General features: G+C 73.8%; 21 protein-coding genes. 7 read left to right on the top strand and 14 right to left on the bottom strand.

Annotated features, from left to right (window positions below; genetic code table 11):
• Positions 1-108 precede the first annotated feature (108 nt).
• Positions 109-1,320 (bottom strand): extracellular solute-binding protein, encoded by a 1,212-nt coding sequence (locus AB0C78_RS12485; RefSeq protein WP_360745972.1) that lies wholly within the window; start codon positions 1,318-1,320, stop codon positions 109-111.
• A gap of 277 nt (positions 1,321-1,597) precedes the next feature.
• Between AB0C78_RS12485 and AB0C78_RS12480 the strand changes: the two genes are divergently transcribed.
• The 4 genes from AB0C78_RS12480 to galT are packed head-to-tail and all read left to right on the top strand — an operon-like array spanning position 1,598 to position 6,360.
• The gene (locus AB0C78_RS12480; RefSeq protein WP_360745907.1) at positions 1,598-4,309 is read left to right on the top strand and encodes a nitrate- and nitrite sensing domain-containing protein; all 2,712 of its coding nucleotides are present in this window, start codon (positions 1,598-1,600) and stop codon (positions 4,307-4,309) included.
• A 6-nt stretch (positions 4,310-4,315) separates the two neighbouring features.
• Complete coding sequence (locus tag AB0C78_RS12475) at positions 4,316-4,696, top strand: DUF742 domain-containing protein (protein ID WP_151545489.1); 381 nt, start codon at positions 4,316-4,318, stop codon at positions 4,694-4,696.
• Positions 4,677-5,288, top strand: a complete 612-nt coding sequence (locus AB0C78_RS12470; protein ID WP_360745904.1) for an ATP/GTP-binding protein — start codon at positions 4,677-4,679, stop codon at positions 5,286-5,288. Before AB0C78_RS12475 ends, AB0C78_RS12470 begins: the two co-directional genes overlap by 20 nt.
• Before the next feature lie 10 nt (positions 5,289-5,298).
• Complete coding sequence (gene galT, locus AB0C78_RS12465) at positions 5,299-6,360, top strand: galactose-1-phosphate uridylyltransferase (RefSeq protein WP_360745901.1); 1,062 nt, start codon at positions 5,299-5,301, stop codon at positions 6,358-6,360.
• A gap of 11 nt (positions 6,361-6,371) precedes the next feature.
• Here the strand turns inward: galT and AB0C78_RS12460 are convergent, their stop codons facing one another.
• The gene (locus AB0C78_RS12460; protein WP_360745898.1) at positions 6,372-7,823 is read right to left on the bottom strand and encodes a hypothetical protein; all 1,452 of its coding nucleotides are present in this window, start codon (positions 7,821-7,823) and stop codon (positions 6,372-6,374) included.
• A gap of 136 nt (positions 7,824-7,959) precedes the next feature.
• On the opposite strand from AB0C78_RS12460, the gene AB0C78_RS12455 reads away from it, so the two are divergent.
• On the top strand, positions 7,960-8,859 hold the full coding sequence (locus tag AB0C78_RS12455) for a hypothetical protein (RefSeq protein ID WP_360745895.1): 900 nt from the start codon (positions 7,960-7,962) through the stop codon (positions 8,857-8,859).
• A 15-nt stretch (positions 8,860-8,874) separates the two neighbouring features.
• Here the strand turns inward: AB0C78_RS12455 and AB0C78_RS12450 are convergent, their stop codons facing one another.
• A complete protein-coding gene (locus tag AB0C78_RS12450; protein WP_360745891.1) occupies positions 8,875-9,861 on the bottom strand; it encodes an asparaginase in 987 nt (328 codons plus the stop codon).
• Between the two features lie 131 nt (positions 9,862-9,992).
• On the opposite strand from AB0C78_RS12450, the gene AB0C78_RS12445 reads away from it, so the two are divergent.
• Positions 9,993-10,496, top strand: coding sequence for a pyridoxamine 5'-phosphate oxidase family protein (locus AB0C78_RS12445; RefSeq protein ID WP_360745888.1), 504 nt, complete (start codon positions 9,993-9,995; stop codon positions 10,494-10,496).
• Positions 10,497-10,653: 157 nt separating this feature from the next.
• Here AB0C78_RS12445 and AB0C78_RS12440 read toward each other — a convergent pair whose 3' ends face one another.
• The 10 genes from AB0C78_RS12440 to AB0C78_RS12395 all read right to left on the bottom strand — a co-directional run bounded on the left by AB0C78_RS12440 (position 10,654) and on the right by AB0C78_RS12395 (position 21,306).
• Complete coding sequence (locus AB0C78_RS12440; RefSeq protein WP_360745885.1) at positions 10,654-10,827, bottom strand: DUF4240 domain-containing protein; 174 nt, start codon at positions 10,825-10,827, stop codon at positions 10,654-10,656.
• 19 nt (positions 10,828-10,846) lie between these two features.
• Positions 10,847-11,788, bottom strand: coding sequence for a LamG-like jellyroll fold domain-containing protein (locus tag AB0C78_RS12435; RefSeq protein ID WP_360745882.1), 942 nt, complete (start codon positions 11,786-11,788; stop codon positions 10,847-10,849).
• Between the two features lie 65 nt (positions 11,789-11,853).
• On the bottom strand, positions 11,854-13,944 hold the full coding sequence (locus tag AB0C78_RS12430; protein WP_360745879.1) for a PQQ-dependent sugar dehydrogenase: 2,091 nt from the start codon (positions 13,942-13,944) through the stop codon (positions 11,854-11,856).
• 89 nt (positions 13,945-14,033) lie between these two features.
• Entirely contained in the window at positions 14,034-15,293 is a 1,260-nt protein-coding gene (locus AB0C78_RS12425; protein WP_360745876.1) for a hypothetical protein, read from the bottom strand.
• 37 nt (positions 15,294-15,330) lie between these two features.
• Entirely contained in the window at positions 15,331-16,137 is an 807-nt protein-coding gene (locus tag AB0C78_RS12420) for a sugar phosphate isomerase/epimerase family protein (protein WP_360745872.1), read from the bottom strand.
• Complete coding sequence (locus AB0C78_RS12415; RefSeq protein WP_360745869.1) at positions 16,134-17,264, bottom strand: dihydrodipicolinate synthase family protein; 1,131 nt, start codon at positions 17,262-17,264, stop codon at positions 16,134-16,136. The genes AB0C78_RS12420 and AB0C78_RS12415 overlap by 4 nt, the downstream gene beginning before the upstream one ends.
• Positions 17,261-18,409, bottom strand: coding sequence for a Gfo/Idh/MocA family oxidoreductase (locus AB0C78_RS12410; RefSeq protein ID WP_360745866.1), 1,149 nt, complete (start codon positions 18,407-18,409; stop codon positions 17,261-17,263). Before AB0C78_RS12410 ends, AB0C78_RS12415 begins: the two co-directional genes overlap by 4 nt.
• Positions 18,410-18,442: 33 nt before the next feature.
• Positions 18,443-19,246 (bottom strand): ABC transporter ATP-binding protein, encoded by an 804-nt coding sequence (locus AB0C78_RS12405; RefSeq protein WP_360745863.1) that lies wholly within the window; start codon positions 19,244-19,246, stop codon positions 18,443-18,445.
• 20 nt (positions 19,247-19,266) lie between these two features.
• Positions 19,267-20,289 carry an ABC transporter substrate-binding protein gene (locus AB0C78_RS12400; protein WP_360745861.1) on the bottom strand — a complete coding sequence of 341 codons (1,023 nt, stop codon included), beginning with the start codon at positions 20,287-20,289 and terminating at the stop codon, positions 19,267-19,269.
• A gap of 90 nt (positions 20,290-20,379) precedes the next feature.
• A complete protein-coding gene (locus AB0C78_RS12395; protein WP_360745858.1) occupies positions 20,380-21,306 on the bottom strand; it encodes an ABC transporter permease in 927 nt (308 codons plus the stop codon).
• Positions 21,307-21,496: 190 nt separating this feature from the next.
• Between AB0C78_RS12395 and AB0C78_RS12390 the strand changes: the two genes are divergently transcribed.
• Entirely contained in the window at positions 21,497-22,555 is a 1,059-nt protein-coding gene (locus AB0C78_RS12390) for a LacI family DNA-binding transcriptional regulator (protein WP_360745855.1), read from the top strand.
• 10 nt (positions 22,556-22,565) lie between these two features.
• On the opposite strand, the gene AB0C78_RS12385 is transcribed toward AB0C78_RS12390, so the two are convergent.
• Positions 22,566-23,345, bottom strand: coding sequence for a hypothetical protein (locus tag AB0C78_RS12385; RefSeq protein WP_360745852.1), 780 nt, complete (start codon positions 23,343-23,345; stop codon positions 22,566-22,568).

Raw genomic sequence — 23,345 nt, 5'->3', positions numbered from 1 at the left:
ACATGGCGACGCCCGCGACACCGGCCCCCGGCGCACCGCCGGTCCGGGTCCCTTCCGAGCCTTGTTCGCCCAGGTCAGCCCTTGATCTGCGCCGACCCTTGGTCTGGGTCAGCCCTTGATCTGCGTCCAGGCCTGGGTCCAGCGCTCGTAGTCGACGCAGTCGTTGCCGCGGTCGTCGCCGCAGTCCTTCACGGGGGTGCGCCAGAACGCCAGCCGCTTGTAGAAGTCCGGATCGCCGACGTGGTACGTCGAGCAGAAGCCCTTCGCGGTGTACGCGCACGCCTTCGGGTTGGCCGGCGCCTCACCGAAGTACTGCGCGACCTGCGCCTGCACCTTCGGCCTGGTGATCCAGTTCATCCACTGGTACATGCACGCCGGATGCTGCGCCTTCGACGAGATCATCCACGTGTCGGACCAGCCGGTGGCGCCCTCGGACGGGATCGTCGTCGCGACCGGCGACCGCTGGTCCATCGCCAGGTTCGCGGTCACCTGCCACGCGGTGCCCGCGTAGTTGTCGGCGCTCTTGAACGACTGCAGCTCGTCGAGGTAGTTCGCCCAGTACTGGTTGACGTTCGGCCGCTGCTGCTTCAGCAGGTCGATCGCCGCGCCGAACTGCTTCTCGTCCAGCTCATAGACGTTCTTGATCTTCAGGTCTGGGCGGTGCGCTTTCAGGTACAGCGCGGCGTCGGCGATGTAGATGGGCGAGTCGTAGGCGACGACGTGCCCCGACGCGGGGGAGTCCTTCTTCCACACCACGTCCCAGGACGTCGGGCGCTGCGCCAGCTTGTCCGTCCGGTACATGAGCATGTTGGCGCCGTAGCCGTGCGGGACGCCGTACATCTGCCCGTCCACCGAGTTGTACGGCTGGTTCTTCAGGAACCCGGCGATGTCGCCGTACCCGCTGAGCAGCCGCGTGTTGACGGGCGCGACCGTCCCGCCGTAGATGAGCCGCAGCGACGCGTCGCCGGACGCGGACACGCCGTCGTACCTGCCGGTCCGCATCAGCGCGACCATCGAGTCGGACGTGTCGGCGACCTTCGCCTCGACCCGGCAGCCCGTCGCCTTGGTGAACGGCGTGACCCAGTCGATCTTCGGGTCGTTCGAGCCGTTCTCCGCGTAACCCGCCCAGACGACCAGGTCGAGCCGGCCCTCCGAGGCGCCGATCTCCTGCTGCATCGGGATGTCGGGCGGCGGCGCCGTGCCGGACGAGCCGCCGCCGCACCCGGCGGTCAGCGCGGCCACGGTCAGCACGGCGGCGGCCGGCGCGGCCGCCGCGCGCGGGCGCCGCGCCCGGTACGCGCGGTTCGGGGTGTTCGCCATCACGCTGAGAGATCGTAGGGCTATTTTTGGTCACGTGCGCACACAAAATGTGATGATCTGGAAACTGTCGACACACGGCGCGGGATCGCCCTAGGCTTCCGTGCGTTCCGCGCGAACCCGTCGGTTCTGCTGAAACCGCCTGTCGGCCCCTCATCCCCCCGAAGCGAAAGTCGTCATCGAAGTGCCAAAACGAGGCCGCTCCCCGGACCCCGCCGCCGGCCACCGTCGGGTACCCAAGGCGTCGCGGTTCCGCTCCATCCGGTTCAAGGTCGTCCTGATGGTGACCGTCTCGGTCGTCTCGCTCGGCGTGCTCTGGGCCTTCGCCGCGAGCATCGCGCTCGGCCAGGGCCTGAACCTCCGGCACGTCGAGACCGTCCAGGACCATTTCGGCTACCCGTCCGGCGCGCTCGGCAGCGCCCTGCAGAACGAGCGCCGGCTGTCGCTGGTGTACCTCGGCAGCCGCACCGACGGCGACCGCGCCGCGATGGAGTCCGGCCGGCTCGTCACCGACCGGCAGGCCGAGCTGTTCCGCCGCCTCGTGCAGGACCGCGGCGCCCGCGACGCCGCGCCGCCGCAGGCCCGCCGGCTCGCCGACCGCATCGGCGGCGAGCTCGCCGCCCTCGGCACCGGACGGCGCGCCATCGACGCCGGCGCCACCGGCCGCGCCAAGGCGTTCACCGACTACACCGCGCTGCTGTCGGACGTCGGGTCGCTGCAGGGCTCCCTCGCCACCCTCGACAACTCCGAGGTCGCCAAGGACGCCCGCAACGAGGCGTCGCTGTCGCGGGCCCGCGAGACCCTCGCCGAGGAGGACGCCGTCCTCGCCGGCGCGCTCGCCGCCGGGCGGATGACGCCCGCCGAGCACGCCCAGTTCGTCAAGCTCGTCGGCACCCAGCGGTCCCTGTACGGGTTCGCCTCGTCCGAGCTGCGCGCCGCCGACCAGGCCTACTACCAGCGCGTCACCGGCATGCCGGAGTACACCCGGCTCCGCGCGCTGGAGGACCGGTTCGTCGCGTCCCGCGCGCTCGTCCGGCCGTCCACCGACTCCGGGACGCTGTGGAAGACCACCGCCGACTCCAACCTCACCCGGCTGCGCGGCCTGGAGCTGTCGGTGGCCGCGGGCGCCGAGCAGCGCGCCAAGCCGATCTCCGACGGCATCATCACCCGGGTCGTGCTGGCCGGCGCCCTCGGCCTCCTCGCCGTCGTCGCGTCCCTGGTCATCGCGGTGTGGGTGGCCCGGTCCGTCATCCGCGAGCTGGCCCGGCTGCGCCGCGAGGCGATCGACCTCGCCGACGTCCGGCTGCCCGGCGTGATCCGCCGGCTGCGCCGCGGCGAGGAGGTCGACGTGGCCGCCGAGGCGCCGCCGCTGGCGTTCGGCACCCGCGAGATCGACCAGGTCGGCGAGGCGTTCAACGCCGCCCGCCGCACCGCGATCCAGGGCGCCGTCGAGGAGGCGACGCTGCGCCGCAACGTCAGCGACGTCTTCGTCAACCTCGCCCGCCGCAGCCAGACGCTGCTGCACCGCCAGCTCAAGCTGCTCGACTCGATGGAGCGCCGCATCGAGGTCCCCGACGACCTGGAGGACCTGTTCCGCGTCGACCACCTCGCCACCCGCATGCGCCGGCACGCCGAGGGCCTCATCATCCTGTCCGGGCAGGCGCCCGGCCGCGGCTGGCGCAGCCCCGTCGCGATCGTCGACGTCGCCCGCGCCGCCGCGTCCGAGGTCGAGGACTACACCCGGGTCAACGTCGCGCCGATGACCCGCGCCGCGATCGTCGGGCCCGCCGTCGCCGACGTCATCCACCTGCTCGCCGAGCTGATCGAGAACGCCACCGCGTTCTCCCCGCCGCACACCACCGTGCAGGTGCACGGGCAGGCCGTCTCGCACGGCTTCACCCTGGAGGTCGAGGACCGCGGCCTCAGCATGGACGAGCCGAGCCTCGCCGCGGCCAACGAGCGGCTCGCCAGCGGCGGCGAGTTCGACCTGTCCGACGCCTCGCAGCTCGGCCTGTTCGTCGTCGGCCGGCTCGCCCGCCGGCACGGCGTCAAGGTCACCCTGCGCACCTCCCCGTACGGCGGCATGACCGCGATCGTGCTGCTGCCCGAGGACCTCGTCGTCCGCGCCGACACCGACGCGCTGGAGGCGCCGCCCGCGCTCACCACCCGCCGCGCCGAGGACGCCCTCGTCCCGGTCGGCGCCGTCGTCGGCGGCCGCCGCCCGGACGTGCCCGCCGACGAGGAGCCCGGCGGCGCCGTGCTGCGCCTCCCCGCCGGGCGGCACGCCGCGGGCCCGCGCGCCGAACCCGCCGGCCCCCGGCCCGCCGAACCGCTCGCGCAGCCGCTCGCCGAGCCGCTCGCCCGCCCGCCGCAGCTCGGCGACCCGCTCGGCCCCCTCGGCTCCGTCGCCGCGGACCCGGGCGGCGACGCACCGGCCGGCCCCTCCGGCGCCTGGTTCGGCGACCCGCCGACCGGCCCCATCGGCCTGCCGTCCGACGGCCCGGCCACCGGCCCGGTCGGCCTGCCGTCCGACGGCCCGGCCACCGGGCCGATCGGCTGGGGCGACGCGTCCGCCGAGACCGGCGGGACGCCCCCGGCGGGCGGGCCGTCCGAGACGACCGGGCCGCGGCCGGTGTTCGCCGAGCCCGTGCAGGGGCCGCTGCCCGAGCAGCGCAGGTCGCCGTCCGCGTGGGGCGAGCCGCCCGCGCGCCGGGACGAGGAGCGGCCCGCGGCGCAGCGGGCGCCGCGCTCGCCGCGCGAGGTCCGGCGGCGCCCGCCCGGCGCGGGCCGCGGCGACCGGCCGGCGCTGCCGAAGCGCGTCCGGCAGGAGAACATGGCCGCGCAGCTGCGCGAGGAGCCGGCCGCCGGGCCCGCGCCCGAGCCCGCGCCGCGCGCCGGCCGCACCCCCGAGGAGCTGCGCTCGATGATGTCGTCCATCCAGCAGGGCACCCGGCGCGGCCGCGCCGAGACCCTCGACACCGAGGACTCGTGACCCCGCATGAGCGGTCCTGGGAGCGAATGGCTCGATGACGAGGCCGGGCCGATCGTCCGGTCGTACGCGCTCACCCGCGGGCGCGCCAGGCCCGCCACGGCCGAGGCGTTCGACATGATCACGATCGTCGCGACCGCGGCGCGGCCCCGCTCCGGGTCGCCCGGCATCGGCCCCGAGCACCTGGACATCCTGGAGATGTGCCTGCAGCCGCAGCCGGTCGCCGAGATCGCCGCCCGGATCCGGCTGCCGCTCGTCGTCGTCCGGGTGCTGCTCGGCGACCTGCTGCACCACCGGCTCATCACCGTCACCCGCCCGCAACAACAGGAGAGCACCCTCTCCAAGGAACGCCTGCTCAGGGAAGTGCTGCATGGTCTCCAAGCCCTCTGAAGCCGCGGCCCCGGCGCCCGCCGCGCCCATCGCGGTGAAGATCCTCGTCGCCGGCGGCTTCGGGGTCGGCAAGACGACGCTCGTCGGCGCCGTCAGCGAGATCCGGCCGCTGCAGACCGAGGAGCTGCTCACCGACCGAGGCGTCGGCGTCGACGACACCGAGGGCGTCGAGCAGAAGACCACCACCACCGTCGCGATGGACTTCGGCCGCATCACCATCCGCGACGGCCTCGTCCTCTACCTGTTCGGCACCCCCGGCCAGGACCGCTTCTGGTTCATGTGGGACGAGCTGTCGTACGGGGCGCTCGGCGCGGTCGTGCTCGCCGACACCCGCCGCCTCGCCGACTGCTTCCCCGCCGTCGACTACTTCGAGAACCGCGGGCTCCCGTTCGTCATCGCCGTCAACATGTTCGACGACGGCTACGACTACACCGAGGACGAGATCCGCGAGGCCCTCGACCTGAGCGACACCACCCCGATCGTGCTGTGCGACGTCCGGGAGCGCGCGTCCGGCAAGGAGGTGCTGACGACGCTGGTGAGGCACCTGCTGGCGGTGCACCAGGCGGAGACGGCCGGCGCCGGGGCCCGGTAGGCTGCGGGCGATGCACCGGACACGCGCGCGGCTCTCCGACGGCCGCGAACTCGTCTACTACGACGAGACCCCCGGACGGGTCCCCGTTCCCGACCCGCGCGGCCTGCCGCCCGTCGAGCCGGTGTGCGAGGTCCGCCGCGACCCGCTGACCGGCGACCACGTCACGGTCACCGCGCACCGCAACACGCGCACGTTCCTGCCGCCGCCCGACCAGTGCCCGCTGTGCCCCGGCGGCCCCGCCTCGGAGATCCCCGACGACTCCTACGACGTCGCCGTCTTCGAGAACCGGTTCCCGTCGTTCGACACCCGCACCCCGGCGGTGCCGCCGGCCGTCGACGGCGCCGAGGTGTTCGAGCGGTTCCCCGGCGCGGGACGCTGCGAGGTCGTCTGCTTCACCGACGACCACACCGCCGCGATGACGGACCTGCCGGTGTCCCGCGTCCGGACGGTCATCGACGCGTGGGCCGACCGCACCGCCGAGCTGTCGGAGATCCCGACCGTCCGGCAGGTGTTCGCGTTCGAGAACCGCGGCGTCGAGATCGGCGTGACGCTGCACCACCCGCACGGCCAGATCTACGCGTACCCGTTCGTCACGCCGCGGACCGAGCGCATGCTCGCCATGGCGGCCCGGCGCCCCGGCCTGTTCGACGACGTGCTGAAGGCCGAGCGCGCGGGCAGCCGGGTGGTGCTGTCGGGCGAGCACTGGACGGCCTACGTCCCCGCCGCGGCGCGCTGGCCCGTCGAGGTCCACCTGATGCCGCACCGGCACGTCCCCGACTTCGCCGCACTCGACACCGCCGAACGCGACGAGCTGGCCGTCCTCTACCGCGACCTGCTCCGCCGCTGCGACGCCCTGTACGACGCGCCGCTCCCGTACGTCGCGGGCTGGCACCAGGCGCCGACGGGCGAGGGCCGCGACCTCGTCCGGCTGCACCTGGAGCTGTTCTCCATCCGGCGCGCCCCCGACAAGATCAAGTACCTGGCGGGGTCGGAGTCGGGGATGGCGGCGTGGATCAACGACGTCCCGCCGGAGGCCGCGGCCGCCCGGCTCCGCGAGGTCACCCCCGGCTGAGCCTCCGGTGGTCACTGCCGGCTGAGCGTCCGGGTGATCCCGGCGGCGATCGTCGTCGCGAGCACCCAGCCCGCGATGACCAGCCCGTAGGCGAGCCACTGGTGCCACCCGGCGGGCTTGAACGCCTTCTCCTGCCCGAAGTCGATGATGGGCAGCAGCAGGTCCAGCGTGTAGAACAGCGCGTTGAACGGCGGATGCTCGTCCGCCTTCAGCGGCGCGGGCGGATGCGGCCCGAACACCGCCGTGCCCACCGCGAGCAGCCCGGCCAGCCACGCCGCCGCCCACAGCGGCCGGAACCCGTACCCGACCGTCACGTCCTGCAGGTACCCCCACAGCCGCGCGTACCGGGGCCGCGTCGACCGGTGCCGGCGCTGCTTGGCCAGCAGGACGTTCCGCGCCGCCCGGTCGTCGCCCGCCTGCCGGTAGGAGGCGGCGAGCTGCTCGTACGCGTGCGGGACGTAGCCCTCCTCGTCCCGCTCCAGCGTCGCGATCCGGGCCTTCGCCGGGAGCCGCGGCGTGAGCAGGCCGTACGTCAGCCCGTCCAGCCACACCGTGCCGCCGAACGCGTCGGGCGCCGCGTGCAGCAGCCCGAACCGCCCGCGCAGCAGGTTCGCCGTGCCGTCGACCCGCGCCTCCCGCAGCCACACCTCGCCGATGACCGCGCTCGTCGCCCGCAGCGCGCAGGTCGCGTCCGACAGCCGCGCCTGCGTCAGCACCAGCAGCCCGGGGATCGCCGCGCCGCGCACGCTCACCTCGCCGTCGACGCGCGCGCCGGTGGCGACCACGTCCGACCCCACGGTGAGGTTCTCGCCGTCGAACGCCCGCCCGCCCGGGGTCAGCAGCACGGCCTCCCTGAGGTTCACCATGCCCGCGACGGTCGCGCCGTTCAGCCGGATCTGCCCGCGCGCCTCGAGGCCGGGCGCCCAGACGTCGTCCTCGATGACGGAGTGGTTGAGGTGCAGGACCTCCTCCGGCGCGCCGTCCTCCCCGAGCCGCGCGCGCTCCAGGAACAGGGCGCCGGACAGTCGCGCCCCGCCCAGCCGGAGCTGCCCGGGGACGCGGCATTCGGTGAGGCGCAGCACCCCGTCCATCCTGATGGTCTGCGCCACCAGGCCCGGCAGGAACGAGCGGCTGAGGTTCAGCTGCCGCAGGTGCGCGCCGTACAGCTCCGGCTCCTCGTCGAAACGGCAGCCCGACAGCCGCACCGGATGCGCGATCGTCGCGTACCGCAGGTCCAGCCGCCCGGTGATCCGCGCGCCGTTCACCCGCAGCGCCGCGAGCTCCCCGTCGACCGGCGGCCTCAGCAGCAGCTTGCGCAGCACGCTCGCCCTGAGCGTCCGCGAGGCGCCCCAGCCGCCGCCGTGCTCGGGATCGTCGTCGCCGTCCCGCAGGTCGAGAGGCGTCCCCGTGGGGAACGCCCGCCACACGCGCCGCTCGACGGGGCTCAGATCGATCGGCTCCACGATCAAGGAACCTACCGGCATCATCCGGTCCTCCGCCGAACAATCGGACGACGGTCCCGCGCCCGCCCGGAGGCGGCCTCCGCGTTTTCGCGCGGTTCGCGGAACGATCTCGTGCCGGTGCCCTAGCCTCCCAGGCATGCCCGAAAGCGTGCTGGCGCAGGGAGCGTTCGACGGGGTCGCCGCCACGGCCGCCGGGCCGCCGCTGGCGTTCACCTCGCGGGCCGGCCAGGGCGCCGGCGTCGGCCAGGCCTGGGACCTGCGCGCCCGCACCGCCCTCGGCCCGCCGATCCCCGACTTCCCCGACCACCGCACCGAATGGGCGTTCGGGCTGCTGCCGGGCGGCGCGCCCGTCGTGGCCTGGACGCACCGCGACCGCGTGCACGTCCACGACCTGTCCACCGGCGGCGAGCTCACCGTCGACGGGCAGCCCGACCTGCTCGGGCTCGCCGTGCACGGTGGCCGCGGCGCCGTCGTCGCCGTCTTCGGCCCGGCCAGCGACGCGCGGGTCGCCGTCCTCGACGCCCGCACCGGCGACCTCCTCGCCGAGTTCGGCGTCTGGCTCGGGCACTGGACCGCCATCGACCGCTGGGTCCTGCACGCCACCCCCGCGAGCGGCCCCCTCGTCGGCGTCGCCTGCGACACCGAGCGCACCATCGGCCTCCTCGACGTGGAACGCGAGGAGGAGGCCGCGTCGCTGCCGTCGTCCGGCGCGCACGCGGTACTGGCGCCGGGGCCCGACGGCCCGCCGCTCCTCGTCCAGCCGTCCGGCGCGGAGGTGCACGTCCAGACCCTCGACGGTGATCCCGCGGTGGTGCTGCCCGCGCCGGGCGATGTCGGCGCGGTCGCCGCCACGGTCGCGGGCGACCGCTTTCTAGTGGCCGCCGAGGCCGGCGACGACCTGCTGGTATGGGACGCCGCGTCCGTCACGCCGACTCGCCGCGTCCCCGTGGCGGGCCGGGTGAACGACCTGGCGCTCGCCACCGACGGGACGCTGATCGCGGCGACCGACACCGGCCTGCGCCTCGCGCCCGCCTAGGCCCCCCGCGCTGCGTCACCCGCGTTCGGCGAAGGCGGCGGCGACCCCGTCCCGGTCGGCGCCCGCGGCGAGCATCACCCGCAGAAGGACGCGCGCCTTGTAGGGGTCGAGCATCCCGCCGTTGATGAGCCCGCGCCGCTGCAGGTCGGTCTCCGACCCCGCCGCGCCATAGGTGCTGCGCAGCACCGGCCCCGCCCCCGTCCGCGACGCGAGCACCACCGGCATGCGCTCCGCCAGGTCACCGAGCACCGGCGCGAACGGCGCGGGCACGTGCCCCACCCCGAACCCCGCGACGACGAACCCGTCGCACCCGTCCGCGTTCATCATCGACGGATCGTCGTCCAGGACCACGGTGTGAAGGCCCACCCGCACGTCCGCGAGGGCCGCCGCGTCCACCTCGACGGGCTTCCGGCGCGGCACACCGCCGTGCACGACGACCCGTCCCTCGTGGACGGACCCGATCGGACCCGCGTTCGGCGACGTGAACGCCCGGGTGCTGGCGCTGTGCGTCTTCCGCACCCACCGCGCCGCGTGGACCTCGTCGTTCAGCACCACGACCGCGCCCAGCCCGCGCGCCCCCGGCGCTACGGCCACGTGCGCGGCGGCGAGCAGGTTCGCCGGCCCGTCGGGACCCGCCAGCGTCGGGTTCCGCATCGCGCCCGTCATCACGAACGGCTCGTCATGGGGCCACAGCAGGTCGGCGAGGAACGCCGTCTCCTCCAGCGTGTCGGTCCCCTGGGTGACCACGACCCCGTCCGCCCCGGCCCGCACCGCCTCGGACGCCCGCCGCACCAGGTCGAGAATCCGCGCGAACGTCAACTGGGCGCTCGGGACGGCCTCGATGTCCTGCGCCTCCAGCGGCACGCCCACCTCGGCCAGGCCGGGGACGGCGGCCGTCAGGTCGGCGCCGGTCAGCCGCGCCACCACCGTCCCGCCGTCCCGGGCGGGACCGTGTCCCGCCATCGCGATCGTCCCGCCCAGCGTGAACAGTGCGACGCCCATTCCGTCCCCCTCGCGTGATCAACGTCGCCCAACCTACGCCTCACGAACGCCCGGAATGACCCCCGCGAGGCTGTCCTCCGCCGCCGGCCGCGGTGATACTCGGGAGACCGCGCGAGCCCGAGGAGCCTGCCATGACGGAACCCGCCGCCGAACCGCCGGCCGGCCTCCACGGCGTCCCGCTGACGTCCCTCACCTGGCAGGACGCGCTGGCGCGGGTGGCCGCCAACGAGACCTACCTGCTCGCCACCTCGGGACCGGACGCCCGTCCGCACGTAGTCCCGGTGCTCGGCGTCTGGCTGGACGGGGCCGTCTGCTTCAACACCGGCCGCGAGACCCGCAAGGCCCGCGACCTCGCCTCGAACGCGGGGTGCGCCGTCACCGTGCCCGGCGACGACGCCGACCTCGTCATCGAGGGCACGGCCCACCTGGTCCGCGACCCGGACCACCTGCGGCGCGTCGCCGAGTTGTTCCCGGCCAAGTATCCGTGGTGGCACCCGTTCGTCAGGGACGGCGAGTTCTACGACCCGTCCGACACCGGCCTGGAAAGCCCGCGCCACGTCTTCGCCGTCACTCCCGACGTGGTGTTCGCCTTCGGCAAGAAGAAGGGCTTCACCGCGACCCGCTGGCGCCCCTGACCCCTAACCCCCGCGGGCGCGGCGGGAAGAGGGCCGAGAGCCGGGGGAGGCGCCGCGCTATCTCCGCCGGATCGTCGAAGTCCCAGGACGGATCGGCGGGCGCGGTGTCGCACGGGCTGTCGTGCCCCTGGCGAGCAGGGCGTCGTCCAAGCCGTCCTCATCGCCGGTGAGGCGCTCGTAGGCGGCGGCCGTGGCCGATCAGCCAGGGCTGGAAGTACCAGAAGGCGTCCATCGAGCACAGGCCGTCCATGATCAGGTACGCGGCGCCCCAGAGCGCGTACGTGTCGGAGCGCAGGCGGGTGTGACGGGGCCGCCGGTGCGCGGGGTGCACCGGCGGCCTCGGGGTGGGGTCAGCGTTTGGCGATGCGGTACTGGAGGCGTGCCTCGGCCGGGGTGATGGCGCGGTCGAGGAACATCAGGCCGTCCATCCGGCAGTTGCAGGGGTTCGCCTCGCGGGTGTTCTGCGGGAAGCTGCCGCCGATCTTGATGCCGCGCGGGTCGGTGGCGGAGGCGAGGTGCGGGCTCGGCGTGCCCTGCAGCTTCCACGGGTCGCCGGAGACGGTGTAGAAGCCGTCGAGCGGCTCGCCGTCCTTGTAGAGGGACATCTTGCCGGTGTCGTAGTCGAACGTGGCGGCGAGGTGCACCCAGGTGTTCTGCGGCAGGAGGGTGCGCCAGTCCTCGTTCGCGGCGAACGTCTGCGAGCTGCCGCCGTCGATGCGGCGGCCGAGCGCGACGAGCCGGAGCGTGCCGGAGACGTCGATGATCTCCAGCAGGGCGCGGACGGCGTGGCCGTCGGAGTCCCCGGTGAGGACGCCGATGAGGCCGACCGCGTTGTACACGTCGTCCGGGTTCGCGGTGTTGGAGTTGGGCGACGGGTTCGTGCCGGTCATCTTGAACCAGCCCGCGACGGTGGCGCCGCGCACGGCGTTGAACGCGTGCAGGGACGGGACGCCGGTCGCGGAGTAGACGCCGGCCTTCCAGTCGTCGTTGCCGGCCGTGGACGGGTTCACCTGGCCGAGCTGGATCGCGTGCCGGCGCGCGCCGTCCCGGACGCGCATCGCGGCGCCGCCGTTGACGAGGTCGATGGTGGTGCCGGAGCGGCCGAGGTCGCGTTCCTGCGCGGCGTTCCCGCGGGCGGGGTGCTCGAAGTCGTAGTAGGAGACGAGGTTCTTCTTCAGGGACGGGGCGACGCCCGGGGCCGGGGACGCCTGGGCCGGGGCGGCGAGCGAGGCGGCGACGACGGACGCGCCGAGCAGGGCGGTCGCGGCCGTGACGCGGCGGCGGAGCAGCATGGAGGGTTCTCCTTCGGGTGCCCCCGGGGCGGGCGGGTGCGCGCCCGCCCGCCCCGGGGAGGCCGTTACCGTGCCGGGTTCGCGTGGACGGTGAGGTCGCGGATCCGTCCGATGTTGTCGAACGATCCGAACCCGACGCGTCCGGACGTGAACGTCTTGTCGAGGGCGGTCATGGCGGGACGGGTGGAGCCGTCCACGTAGACCGCGATCTCGCCGGTGTCGGCGCAGTGGGTGACGCGGACGCGGTGCCAGTCGGCGTCGGTGATGGTCGGCGGGGCGCCGTGCGAGCGGTTGGCGTTCCACTGCTGGTCGATGCGCAGCCGGTCCGCGCCGTTGACGACGAAGATGCCGTTGTGGGGGTAGATGCTGTTGTCGGTGGACAGGTGCGTGTAGTAGAAGTGCGTGTCGTCCTGGTAGCCGAAGACGATGATGACGTCCCGGTTGATGATGTCGACCGGGGTGTCGAGCCGCACCTCGGCGTCGATCTTGGACGAGCCGAGCACCGGGCCGGACTTCAGCACCGCGTACTCGAAGGGGCGGCGCGGGCCGGGCCGCTCGGAGCCGGCCTCGGCGAGGACGACCTCCTTACCGGGGAACTGCCACTTCGACGGGGTGACCGGAGCCCAGTTGTCCGCGGACATGACGCGGCTCTCGCGGATGTCGTTCGGGCGGCAGCCGGCGTAGCTCTTGGTGCCGACGACCTTCCAGATCTTCCCGTTGGCCTTGGCGAGCAGGTAGGGCTCGCCCTTGGCGTCGGAGCCGTAGCGCAGGTCGACGCGGTTGTCGCCCGCGAGCTGCTTCATCGTGACGGGGTTGCCCTTGGTGTCGTAGGCCGCGAGCGAGTAGATCTGCGCGCGGTGCTTGCCGGCCGGGTCTCGCTTCATCTCCGACTCTTCGGTGTACATGAGCCGGCCGTCGACGATGTCGGTGAACAGGTACTTGCCGCGCAGGGCGGGCAGTGCGGCGCCGCGGTAGACGTAGCCGCCGGAGATCGCGTGCCCGGTGTCGCTGGAGCAGTCCCAGTTCGCGGGCGGGTCGTGGTCGTAGGCCGCGACCGGGTAGTCGTAGTTGTACTTCGCGTCGTCGGCGGGCAGCGGGTACAGGTGGCAGCGGTCGTCCTTGCGGAAGGTGAACGCGCCCTCGCGCTCGCTCCAGCCGATGTTGTCGCCGGCCTTCACCTCGTGGATCGACTCGATCTCGTGCTCGCCGATGTGCGCGAGGAACATGCGGTGCGTGCCGCCGGTGTCCCAGCTGAACCGGTGCGGGTCGCGCATGCCGTAGGCGTAGATCTCGCCGACCTTGCCGGACTGGCCGGCGAACGGGTTGTCGGCGGGGATGCCGTACTTGCCGTTGGCGGAGTTGGTGCCGGACGGGTCGATCCGGAGGATCTTGCCCTGTGGGACGCCGAGGTTCTGCGGGTCGCCGCCGTTGTCGCCGACGTTGCCGTTGCCGCCGTCGCCGACGGACATGTAGAGCTTGCCGTAGTCGGCGTCGCCGCGCTTGGCGTTGGGGTTGAAGTCGATCTGCTGCAGGTTGTGGATGCGTCCGGCGAAGCCGATGCGCAGCAGCTCGCGGTGGGTGCCGTGGAAGGTCTGGGCCTTCGGGTCGTCGGCGGTCCACTCGTCGACGACGCCGTGGTAGCCGGTCTTCGGCTGCGGCGTCAGGTCGGGGGTCTTGGTCGTGAGCGCGTTGCCCGACTCGACGTGCGTGGTGTAGAACTTCCCGTTCTTCTTGAAGTCGGGGTCGAACGCGACGAAGCCGAAGCCCTGGCCGAGGCCGGCGGCGGAGTAGAAGTCGGGGAAGGCGGCCTTGACGTCGAGGTAGACGTGCGACTTCCCGGTCTTCTTGTCGAGCAGGTACAGGTTGCCGTTCAGGTCCGGGACGTAGAGCCGGCCCGAGTGGTCGGGGACCTCGCCGACGTAGTTGATGCGGTTCCAGCGCTGGAGCCGCGGGTCGGTGGGCGGTGCGGAGGGTTCCGACTTGGGCAGCTGGGCGACCTCTTTGAGGACGAGGCCGAGGCCGGACGGGGCGGGGTCGTCGGGGATGGGGTCGAGGATCGGGGCGTCGTCACGCGCCTGCGCACCGGCCGGCAGCACGGTGATGAGGGCGGCGAGCAGCGCCAGGGTCGTCAGCAGGCACCATCTCAGTCTTTTCATTCCGGCCGTCCAATGTGGGGGGATGGGTAAGGCTGGAAAGCGCTTTCTGGAAGCGCTTTCACGAACGTACGACCGGCTCTCGCCCGCCGTCAAGAACGAATTCGGAGCCGGATCGGGATCCCCGAGGCCGGCCGGGCGCGCGCCGACCAGGCGTGGACCAGCGTCGCGGCCGCCGACACCGCGAGCCCGACCGGCGCCGCCGCGGCGTGCCCGGCCAGCGTCAGCGCGACGGCGAGCACCGCGCCCGGCGCCCAGATCCACGTCCGGACCGGCCTCGCGGGCCGTCCCCGCCTCCGCCGCGCCGCCTCGGCGGCCATCGGCGGGACGAGCGCCGGCAGCGCGGCGGCCAGCACCGTCAGCCAGTCGAGCAGCATCCGGTCGACGCGCAGCGCGGCGAGCACCGCGCCCGGCATCGCGACCGCCAGCACGCCCCACACCCGCCCGCCGAACCGGCCGCCGGGCGGGAGGAAGCGGCGGACGGCGAGGGCGCCGGAATGCACGGCGGCGAACGTCGGCGCGATCACCGACGCGGCTACGAACAGGTTCGCGGCGGGCAGCCCGTCCGGCCCGGCGAGCACCGCGACGACGTCGGTGGACCCGCTCGCCGCCGCGACGCCCGCGCCGACCACCGACGCGGCCAGCGCCGGCCCGACCAGCAGCGCGACGCACGCGGCGAGGTCGCGGCGGCCGCGCAGCCCGGCGGTGAAGTCCGGCGCCCGCACGGCGAACACCGACACGTAGCCGATGTATCCGGCCAGGTCGGCGGCCAGCCCGGCGAACGGGCCGTCCCGCGCGAACGACACCGGCGACGCGGGCGGCGGCAGCCGCACCGCGACGATCCCGATCAGCGCGATGGCGGTGAGCGTGGTGGCGACCGCGATCGCGTTCCACCGCCCGCCGCCGGCCAGCAGCACCGCGACGATCGGGACGGTCAGCAGCACCGCCCCGGCCGCGTCCGGCAGGCCGGTGAGCGCGGCGAGGGCCGCGCCGCCGAGCCCGACGTTGAAGCCGAACCAGCCGGCCATCGCGACCGCGAGCAGCGCGGTGAACGCCCGCTCGGCGACCGGCGGCAGGTAGCGCGGCGCGAGGACGGCCATGCCGGCGCCCTCGCCGGCGGGCGGGCGCAGGCCGAGCCGTCCCTGCGCCGCGAGCAGCGCCGTCATCACGACGCCGCCCGCGGCGAGGACCGCCACGGGCAGCGCGCCGCCGTGCCGCCCGCCGACCTGCGCGCCGAGGACGAGCGCGCCCGGCGCCGTCCCGATCCCGAGCCACGCCCCCGACGCCGCCCGCCAGCTCCGCCCCTCGCCCCCCGGCGAGGTGCGGCGGGTCGTCGTTCCGCGCTCCGTCATGGCGGCGGCTCGCCGCGGGGGACCGTGGTCCGGGGCGTCATGCGACGTGCTGGGCGTAGCGGGAGAGGGCCAGGTCCAGGGCGGCGGGACCGGGCATCGCCCAGAGCTCGTCGTTGAAGATCTCGACCTCGACCGGGCCGGTGTAGCCGGTGGCGTCCACGGCCTCGCGGAACCGGCGCAGCTCGATGCGCCCGTCGCCGAGCATGCCCCGCCCGGTGAGGACGCCCTCGGGCAGCGGCGTCACCCAGTCGGCGACCTGGAACAGCGCGATCCGGCCCTCCGCGCCCGCGCGCGCGATGCCGTCCCACACGTCCGGGTCCCACCACAGGTGGTAGGTGTCGACCATGACGCCGACCTGGGTCGGCGAGAACGGCGCGGCCAGGTCGAGGGCCTGGGCGAGGGTCGAGACGACGCACCGGTCCGAGCAGTACATCGGGTGCAGCGGTTCGAGCGCGAGCTGGACGCCGTGCTCGCCCGCGTACGGCGCGAGCTCGGCGAGCAGGTCCGCGACCCGCGACCGGGCGCCGTCGAGGTCCCGGGAGCCGTCCGGCAGGCCGCCGCTGACCAGGCACAGGACCGGGGTGCCGAGCGCCGCGGCCTCCTCGATCGCGCGCCGGTTGTCGTCCAGGGCGTCCGGGTTCTGGAAGAAGCCGCCGCGGCACAGCGACGTGACCGCGAGGCCGTGGTCGCGGACGAGCTTGGCCGTGCGGGCCAGGCCGTACTCGGCGACGGGCTCCCGCCACAGGCCGACGCCGTGCACGCCGGCGGACGCGCACCCGGCGAGCAGGTCGGGGACGGGCCAGTGGCGTGTCGTCCACTGGTTGAGGCTGAACCTCGTGGTCATACGGCTCCTTGGACGGTCAGCCAGGCGCGCATCCGGGTCGCGGCGAGGTCCGGGTCGGGCAGGAGCCCGGCCGCGTCCGCGAGCCGGAACAGCCGGGACAGGTGCGGGACGGACCGCGCCGACTCCAGCCCGCCGACCATCCGGAAGTGCCGCTGGTGCCCGGCCAGCCAGGCGAGGAAGACGACGCCGGTCTTGTAGTAGTACGTGGGGGCCTCGAAGAGGTGCCGGGCGAGCGGCAGGGTCGGCGCGAAGATCTCGTCGTAGGCGTCCGAGCCCTGGTCGAGGGCGTGCAGCGCGGCGGCGGCCGCCGGGGCGATCGGGTCGAAGACGCCGAGCAGCGCGTCGCTGTGCCCCTCGGCGTCGCCCTTGATCAGCTCCGGGTAGTTGAAGTCGTCGCCGGTGTAGAGGCGGACGCCGGCCGGCAGGCGCCGCCGGAAGGCGATCTCCCGGCCGGCGTCCAGCAGCGAGATCTTGACGCCGTCGACCGCCGCGGCGTGCTCGCCGATCAGCGCCAGGACCGCGTCGGCGGCGGCGTCCAGGTCGGACGAGCCCCAGTAGCCCTCCAGCGCCGGGTCGAACATCGGGCCGAGCCAGTGCAGGACGGCCGGGTTCCGCAGCTGCGGCAGCAGCCGCCCGTACACCGCCGCGTAGTCCTCCGGTCCGCGCGCGGCGGCGGCGAGGTGGCGGCTCGCCATGAGCACCGGGACGGCCCCGGCGCCCTCGATGACGCCGAGCTGCTCCTCGTACGCGGCGGTGATCTCGTCCAGCGTGGCCGGGCCGGGCGGGAGCTGGTCGGTGCCCGCGCCGCAGACGATCCGGCCGCCCGCTGAAAGCGCTTCCTCACTGCTGCGCACGATGAGCTCGCGGGTCGTCGCCCAGTCCAGCCCCATGCCGCGCTGCGCCGTGTCCATCGCCTCCGCGACGCCGAGCCCGTACGACCACAGGTGGCGGCGGAACGCCAGCGTCGCGTCCCAGTCCAGCGAGTCGCCGTACGGATCGGCGACCACATGGGCGGCGGCGTACGCCACCCGCGACGACGCCGGCCCCGGCGGCGGGGGACAGGAGCGCGGCTCGCCCATCGTGTACGGGACGAGCGTCCCGTCCGGCTCCGGCAGCTCGATCTTCATCGCCGCAGCTCCGGCACCTCGAGGCGGCGCCCCTCGCGCCACGCCCGCAGCCCCAGCTCCGCGAGCTGCACCCCGCGCGCCCCCGCGTAGAAGTCCCACTCGAACGGCGCGTCCTCGGCGACGTGCCGCAGGAACATCTCCCACTGCGTCTTGAAGCCGTTGTCGAACTCGGTGTTGTCGGGGATCTCCTGCCACTGCGAGCGGAAGTCCTCCGTCGCCGGCAGGTCCGGGTTCCACACCGGCTTCGGCGTCATCGACCGGTGCTGGACGCGGCAGCGCCGCAGCCCCGCGACCGCCGACCCCTCCGTCCCGTCCACCTGGAACTCCACCAGCTCGTCGCGGAACACCCGGGTCGTCCACGACGAGTTGATCTGCGCGACGATCCCGCCGTCCAGCTCGAAGATCCCGTACGCGGCGTCGTCGGCGGTCGCCTCGTACGGCTTGCCGTCCTCGTCCACCCGCTCGGGGACGTGCGTCGCGCCGAGCGCCTGCACCGACCTGACCTGCGCGATCGCGTCGAGCACGTACCGCCAGTGGCAGAACATGTCGAGGATGATCCCGCCGCCGTCCTCGGCCCGGTAGTTCCAGGACGGCCGCTGCGCCTCCTGCCAGTCGCCCTCGAACACCCAGTAGCCGAACTCGCCGCGCACCGACAGGATGCGGCCGAAGAAGCCGCCGTCGATCAGCCGCTTCAGCTTCAGCAGGCCCGGCAGGAACAGCTTGTCCTGCACCACGCCGTGCTTGATGCCGGCCTCGTCGGCGAGCCGCGCGAGCGCGAGCGCGCCGTCCAGGTCGTCGGCCAGCGGCTTCTCGGTGTAGACGTGCTTCCCGGCCGCGACCGCCGTGCGGATCGCCTCGACGCGCGCGCTGGTGACCTGCGCGTCGAAGTAGACCTCGGTGTCCGGACGGGCCAGCGCCTCGTCCAGGTCCGTCGTCCAGGCGTCCAGCCCGTGCCGCGCGGCGAGGTCGCGCAGCTTCGCCTCCGACCGGCCGACCAGCACCGGCTCCGGCCACAGGTCGGTGCCGTCCGCCAGCCGCAGCCCGCCCTGCTCGCGGATCGCGAGGATCGAGCGCAGGAGGTGCTGCCGGTATCCCATCCGGCCGGTCACGCCGTTCATGACGATCCCGATGGACTTGCGTGCCATCCCGTTCCTTCCCAGCCTTGTGTAGAGGCGTGCCTAGTCGAGCGCCGCGCCGGCGCCGAGGAGCTTGCGGATGCGGCCGGTGACGCGGGCGAACTCCGGCTGCGCCATGGTCTCGGCGTAGTCCCGCTCCGCGGGCAGGTCCACGTCGATGACCTCGGCGATCGTGCCGGGCCTGTCGGTCATCACCACGACCCGGTTCGCCAGGTACGCGGCCTCGGCGACCGAGTGCGTGACGAGCAGGACCGTCGTGCCGGTCTCCCGCCAGATCCGGTTCATCTCGATGTTGAGCTGCTCGCGGGTGAGCGCGTCGAGCGCGCCGAACGGCTCGTCCATCAGCAGGACGGGCGGTTCGTGCAGCAGCGCCCGGCACAGCGCGACCCGCTGCTGCATGCCGCCGGACAGCTCGTGCGGCAGCGCGTCCTCGAAGCCGGTCAGCCCGGTCATCTCCATCAGCTCGGCGGTGCGCCGCCGCGCCTGCTCGGCGGGCATCTTGCGCATCTCCGCCTGGAGCAGGATGTTCTTGCGGGCGCTGCGCCACTCCAGCAGCGCGGCCCGCTGGAACACGTAGCCGATGTCGGCGCGCGGCCCCGCGACCTGCTCGCCGCGCAGCCGGACGGTCCCGGTGGACGGCTTGAGCAGCCCGGCGACGAGCTTCAGCAGCGTGGACTTCCCGCAGCCGGACGGCCCGACGATCGCGACGAACTCGCCCATCGGGACGTCCAGCGACACCTCGCGCAGCGCGGTGACGTCGCGCTTCTTGCTGCGGAACCGGACGGCCACCTCGTCGATCCCGACGGCGGAGGCCTGCTCCGCCGCGGCCTTCCCCGGTTGGCTCATGGTCTTCATCGCCCGTCCGCTCATCCCTGCGCCGCCAGCTGCGGCGACCAGTACGTCGACGGCGCCTCGGCCTTGCCGATGACCCCGGTCTGCTGGAACAGCGCGATCGTCTGCTTCCAGTCGTCCTCGGTGTTGACGCCCGGCGCCTTGCCCTGCGTCGCCTGCGTGTGCAGCAGCGTGAGCGTGGTCTTGAACTGCTCGGCGACGACGGGCGTCGGCGGCAGCTGCTCGGACGCGCCGGCCATGCTCGCGACCGCGCCCTGCGGGTCGGCCTCGGCGGCCGTCCACGCCTCGCTGGTGGCGGCGACCATGTCCTTGACCAGGTCCTTGTCGCTCTTCAGCTTCCGCTCGCCGACGAGCAGGCCGTTGGAGAAGAAGTTGACCCCGAAGTCGGAGTAGCGCAGGTACGACACCGGCTTGCCGGACTTGTTCGCGACCGTCGGGCCCTGGTCGTTGGCGAAGCCGACGAGGCCGTCGGCCTTGCCGGAGATGACCGCGGCGATCTTCCCGGCGGGGTCGGTGTTCTGCAGCGGGACGTCGCTCTCCGACAGCCCGTTCTTCTTCAGGAACACCGGGAACGTGCGCGACAGCGCGTCGCCCGCGGTGATCGCGATCTTCTTGCCCTTCAGGTCGGCGGGCGCCTTCAGGTTCTTGCTGCTGAAGGCCTGCACCGACGCGGGCGTGGTCTGCAGGAACACCCCGATGCTCTTGATCGGCATGCCCTTGTCGACGGCGGCGAGCAGCGCCGGGGTGTCGGCCCAGCCGAAGTCGGTCTGCCCGGCGCCGGTGGCCTGGACGGTCTTCTGCGAGCCCTGGCCCGCCTTGATCTCCAGGTCGATGCCGTGCTTCTCGTAGATGCCCTTCTTCTTGCCGTAGTAGAACGGCGCGTGCTCGCCGTAGGGGTACCAGTTCAGCGTGAGGGTGACCTTCTTGAGCTTCTTGCCCGAGGCGCCGGTGGTCTCGCCGGAGTCGCCGCCGCAGGCGGCGGCCGCCAGGGCCATGGCCGGGACCAGGACGGAGACGGCGAGTACGCGGAGTTTCATGGGGACGGTCCTCCATGGGTGGGGTGAGCTCCCGGCCGGACGGCCGGTTCGTGGAGGCGGGTGGGAAGGGGCCCGTTCGGACGGGCCGGGTCAGTAGGTGGTGGTGACCGCTTCGCCGCGCCGGCTGGCGTGCCAGGGGAGCAGCAGCTTCTCGGCGATCTCGACGGCGACGAACAGCACGACGCCGATGGCGGACATCACCAGCAGCCCGGCGAACAGCATCGGGGTGTCGATGTTGCCGTTGGCCTGCAGGATCACGTAGCCGAGGCCCTCGTTCGCGCCGACGAACTCGCCGACCACGGCGCCGGTGACGGCGAGCGTCACGGCGACCTTCAGGCCGGAGAACAGGTGCGGCAGCGAGGCCGGGAGCCGGATCTTGGTGAAGGTGGCGAACGCGCTCGCGCCCATCGTGGACGACAGCTGCAGCATCTCCGGGTCGACCGCCTTCAGCCCGGCGACCATCGAGATCACCACCGGGAAGAACGCGATCAGTACCGCCACGACGATCTTGGGGCCGATGCCGAAGCCGAGCCAGACCACGAACAGCGGGGCGATCGCGATCTTGGGGATGACCTGCGCGAACAGCAGGATCGGGTAGAGGGTGCGCTCGACCGTGCTGGAGTACACCATGATCACCGCGGCGGCGACGCCGATGACGACCGCGAGCGCGAAGCCGATGAGGGTCTCGTAGGTGGTCACCCACGTGTGGTGCCAGATGTAGCCCCACTTGTCGCCCATCAGCTTCAGCGTCGTCCAGGGCGAGGGCACCAGGTACGCCTCGACCAGCTTGAACGCGGTGATCGCCCACCAGGCGGCGAAGCACGCCACGAGCAGCGCGACCGGCCGCCAGGCCGACTCCAGCGCGCCCGCGATCCGCTCGCCCGCGCCGGGCCGGGCGCGCTCCACGACCCCCGGGGCGTCCGCCGGCGGCTTGGCGCCCGCCGTGCCCCGCCCGCGCGGGGGGCGGTTCGCCGAGCGCGGGGGGTCGTCCCCCCGCGAGAGGTGCTGACTCACCATGGTTCCTCCGGGACCGTGCCGAGAAAGCGCGTTCAGAAAGCGCTTTCTGAGGTACCGTAAGAACCTGCGCCGGGCGCGGTCAAGAGGGTCTTTCCGAACGGGCCCGCCGCGCGGCGGCCGGCGAGGGGGCGCGGGACCGCCGCGGTTCCCGCCTGGGCGGCGCGGGGGACGGCCCCCACGAGGAGGACGCATGACCGAGGCGGCGGAGGAGCCGCGCACCGGCGAGCGGGCGTACGTGACGCTGCAGGACGTCGCCCGCCAGGCCGAGGTGTCGCTGGCCACGGCCTCCCGCGTGCTCAACGGGACGTCGCAGGTCAGGGCCGATCTGCGGGAGCGGGTGCTGGCCGCCGCCGCCGAGCTCAGCTACACCCCGAACGCGCACGCCCAGGCGCTCGCCAGCTCCTCCAGCAAGTCCGTCGGGGTGATCTGCCACGACGTCAGCGACCCCTACTTCGCCGCCGTCGCCCGCGGCGTGATGCGCACCGCCGCCGAGCACGGGATGCTCGTCATGCTCGCCAGCACGTTCCGCGACCCGTCCCGCGAGATCGAGTACGTGGCGATGCTGCGCGCGCAGCGGGCCCGCGCGATCCTGCTGATCGGCTCCGGCTTCGAGGACCGCGACTGGGAGCGCTCGATGGCCGGCGAGCTGGACCCCTACCAGCGCACCGGCGGGCGCGTCGCGGTGCTCAGCCGGCACCGCAGCCTCAAGGTCGACGCCGTCCTGCCGCAGAACCGGGAGGGCGCCGGGGCGCTCGCCCGCGCGCTGCTCGACCTCGGCCACCGCGACTTCGCCGTGCTCAGCGGGCCGCGCGCGCTCACCACCGTCTCCGACCGGCTCGGCGGGTTCACCGAGGCGCTCGCCGAGGCGGGCGTGCGGGTGCCGGAGGACCGCATCGTCGAGGAGTCCTTCACGCGGGACGGCGGGTACCGCGCGGCGACCGAGCTGCTGCGCCGCGACCCCCGTCCGACCTGCGTGTTCGCGGTGACCGACGTGATGGCGATCGGCGCGCTCGCCGCGCTGCGCGACCACGGCGTCGCGGTGCCGGGCGAGATGTCCCTGGCCGGCTTCGACGACATCCCGATCGTGCGGGACCTGACGCCGCCGCTCACCACCGTCGCGCTGCCGCTGGAGGCGATGGGCGAGCACGTCATGGGCCTCGCGCTGCGCGAACCGGCCGCCCGCCGCAGCCGCATCGAGCGCGTCGCCGGCCACGTCATCCTGCGCGACAGCACCGCCGCCCCCCGCTGACCGCCGCGCCTCACCGCAGGGGGTGGGCGCGCAGGTCGGCGAACGCGAACTCGCAGTTGTCGGCGCGCAGGCCGATCGAGCCGGGGCGGACGATCGGCGGGCCGTGCCGGCCGTCGTCCACGGCCTCCAGCAGCTCGCGGCCGTCCTGGCGGACGGCGATGGTCACCAGCGACCGCCCGTTGGAGGTGATCCGGACGTCGAACGACTGCCACGCGCCGGGCCGGAACGGGTGCCGGACCTGGCCGAGCGTCGTGTAGGTGCCGCCGTTCTCGGTGCCGCCGGTCAGCTTCTTCTTCACCACGAGCAGCCCGTCCCGCCGGGCCAGCGACGCGACGTAGAGCTCGGTCTGGTCCTGGCGGCGCAGCATCAGGTGGACGCCGTCGGTCGGCTCGGTCGGCGCCCGCCCGCCGCCCGGCACGAGCCGCAGGACGCGGACCCGCAGCGTCACCCGGACGTCGCCGAAGTCGGCGCGGCGGGTGTTCATCCGGAACACGCTCGACCCGGTGCCGGTGGACGAGCGGGCGTCCGGCACCGCCCGGTCGGGCGGCCCGGACCAGCCGGCGCCGTCCCGGACGAACAGGGACCCGCTGGTCACGTCCCAGTCGGGGGACCGGCGCGCGTCGGGCGCGTGCGGGTTCCAGTGCGCGTACTCGTTGGTGACCAGGCGGTCGTGCCCGGACGTGCGGGACGCGAAGTCGCCCGCCCCGCCGCGTCCGGCCAGGGACCAGACGGCCGGGGGGAGCGCCGCGACGGCGACGGCGCCCGCGATGATGGTCCGCCGTGACGTCAT

Source organism: Actinomadura sp. NPDC048394 (assembly GCF_040651755.1).
In the GTDB taxonomy this organism is placed as follows: Bacteria; Actinomycetota; Actinomycetes; order Streptosporangiales; family Streptosporangiaceae; genus Spirillospora; species Spirillospora montaniterrae.
The sequence above is the reverse complement of the archived record's forward strand: the minus strand, read 5'-3'. Positions and strand labels throughout refer to the sequence as shown.

Bases quoted from the DNA above. Each gene is read 5' to 3' on its own strand.
- AB0C78_RS12470 (WP_360745904.1), top strand. From the start codon at position 4,677: ATGGTCTCCAAGCCCTCTGAAGCCGCGGCCCCGGCGCCCGCCGCGCCC.
- galT (WP_360745901.1), top strand. From the start codon at position 5,299: ATGCACCGGACACGCGCGCGGCTCTCCGACGGCCGCGAACTCGTCTAC.
- AB0C78_RS12475 (WP_151545489.1), top strand. From the start codon at position 4,316: ATGAGCGGTCCTGGGAGCGAATGGCTCGATGACGAGGCCGGGCCGATC.
- AB0C78_RS12390 (WP_360745855.1), top strand. From the start codon at position 21,497: ATGACCGAGGCGGCGGAGGAGCCGCGCACCGGCGAGCGGGCGTACGTG.
- AB0C78_RS12485 (WP_360745972.1), bottom strand. From the start codon at position 1,320: ATGGCGAACACCCCGAACCGCGCGTACCGGGCGCGGCGCCCGCGCGCG.
- AB0C78_RS12410 (WP_360745866.1), bottom strand. From the start codon at position 18,409: ATGGCACGCAAGTCCATCGGGATCGTCATGAACGGCGTGACCGGCCGG.
- AB0C78_RS12455 (WP_360745895.1), top strand. From the start codon at position 7,960: ATGCCCGAAAGCGTGCTGGCGCAGGGAGCGTTCGACGGGGTCGCCGCC.
- AB0C78_RS12430 (WP_360745879.1), bottom strand. From the start codon at position 13,944: ATGAAAAGACTGAGATGGTGCCTGCTGACGACCCTGGCGCTGCTCGCC.
- AB0C78_RS12385 (WP_360745852.1), bottom strand. From the start codon at position 23,345: ATGACGTCACGGCGGACCATCATCGCGGGCGCCGTCGCCGTCGCGGCG.
- AB0C78_RS12415 (WP_360745869.1), bottom strand. From the start codon at position 17,264: ATGAAGATCGAGCTGCCGGAGCCGGACGGGACGCTCGTCCCGTACACG.
- AB0C78_RS12480 (WP_360745907.1), top strand. From the start codon at position 1,598: ATGGTGACCGTCTCGGTCGTCTCGCTCGGCGTGCTCTGGGCCTTCGCC.
- AB0C78_RS12395 (WP_360745858.1), bottom strand. From the start codon at position 21,306: ATGGTGAGTCAGCACCTCTCGCGGGGGGACGACCCCCCGCGCTCGGCG.
- AB0C78_RS12445 (WP_360745888.1), top strand. From the start codon at position 9,993: ATGACGGAACCCGCCGCCGAACCGCCGGCCGGCCTCCACGGCGTCCCG.
- AB0C78_RS12425 (WP_360745876.1), bottom strand. From the start codon at position 15,293: ATGACGGAGCGCGGAACGACGACCCGCCGCACCTCGCCGGGGGGCGAG.
- AB0C78_RS12405 (WP_360745863.1), bottom strand. From the start codon at position 19,246: ATGAGCCAACCGGGGAAGGCCGCGGCGGAGCAGGCCTCCGCCGTCGGG.
- AB0C78_RS12450 (WP_360745891.1), bottom strand. From the start codon at position 9,861: ATGGGCGTCGCACTGTTCACGCTGGGCGGGACGATCGCGATGGCGGGA.
- AB0C78_RS12420 (WP_360745872.1), bottom strand. From the start codon at position 16,137: ATGACCACGAGGTTCAGCCTCAACCAGTGGACGACACGCCACTGGCCC.
- AB0C78_RS12400 (WP_360745861.1), bottom strand. From the start codon at position 20,289: ATGAAACTCCGCGTACTCGCCGTCTCCGTCCTGGTCCCGGCCATGGCC.
- AB0C78_RS12435 (WP_360745882.1), bottom strand. From the start codon at position 11,788: ATGCTGCTCCGCCGCCGCGTCACGGCCGCGACCGCCCTGCTCGGCGCG.